A 1,005-nucleotide genomic window follows, 5' to 3' on the forward strand; every position below is an offset into this window, starting at 1 on the left:
CTACACGATCCCCGAGGACACCGAACCTGGTGACTACGAGGTAGTGGCGGAGCCCGAGGACGGCAGCGACGGCGCCGAGGCGCCGCTCACGGTCGAGCCTGGCTCCGGTCCAGGAGAGCAGTGCACGGACCCGACCCTGGTCGCCGACCCGACGACCGTCGAGCCGGGCGGCGAGGTGACCGTCACCGGTACGGGCTTCCCCGCGGGCGTCGAGGTCAGCGTCACGCTGACCGACGCATCGGGTGACCCCGTCGGCGACACCGTCACCGTGACCCCGGACGAGGACTGCGGGTTCACGGTCACCATCCAGATCCCGGACGACGCGGATCCCGGCGTGCACGTCATCGTCGCGGAGCCGGAGGACGGCAGCGACGGGGCCGAGGTACCGATCACCGTGACGGGACCTGACTCCAGGACGCTGACCGCCTGGTTCGAGGAGGACTCGGTGAAGCCTGGCGCGAGCCAGACTCTCTACGCCTCGGGCTTCGAGCCGGGTGAGATGGTCGTCGGCGTGATCCGCTCGACGTCGGTCCGGCTGCAGGCCGCCGCCGCGGACGAGACGGGGCAGGTCGAGTGGACCTTCATCGTCCCGCCCGGGCAGAAGGCGGGTTCCTACATCGGAACCGCCACCAGCCAGACGATCGGGGACTCCGCGGCTGCCTCCTTCAAGGTGGCGCTGACGTCCTCCGGTGGTGGCGACGGTGACGGGAACGGCAACGGCAACGGCAACGGGAACGGGAATGGGAACGGCGGGTCGGGCAACGGCAACGGTTCGGGCTCCGGCTCGGGCGGTCTGGCCGCTACCGGTGCGGACGTCGCCACCCTGGTGACCGTCTCGATGCTCCTGCTCGGAGCTGGTGCGGTACTGATCCGGCGTCGACGTGAGCTCGCGATGGCCGCGGCCACGGCCATGGGCAAGATGCCTGACGAGCAGTAGCAGGTGACCGCGGACGGCCGGTGATCCGGCCGGCGGGTGAGCCGGCCCGGCACGAGAACCTTCGTGCC

1 protein-coding gene is annotated in these 1,005 nt (G+C 70.9%); it reads left to right on the forward strand.

The genetic code is table 11. From position 1 onward, the window contains the following. Positions 1–937: LPXTG cell wall anchor domain-containing protein (locus ACFWE2_RS22350; protein ID WP_377226406.1), on the forward strand; the 937-nt coding region annotated here is incomplete at its 5' end. Between the last annotated feature and the right edge of the window lie 68 nt (positions 938–1,005).

Origin of the sequence: Promicromonospora sp. NPDC060271, from assembly GCF_042726755.1 — a bacterium.
In the GTDB taxonomy this organism is placed as follows: Bacteria; Actinomycetota; Actinomycetes; order Actinomycetales; family Cellulomonadaceae; genus Promicromonospora.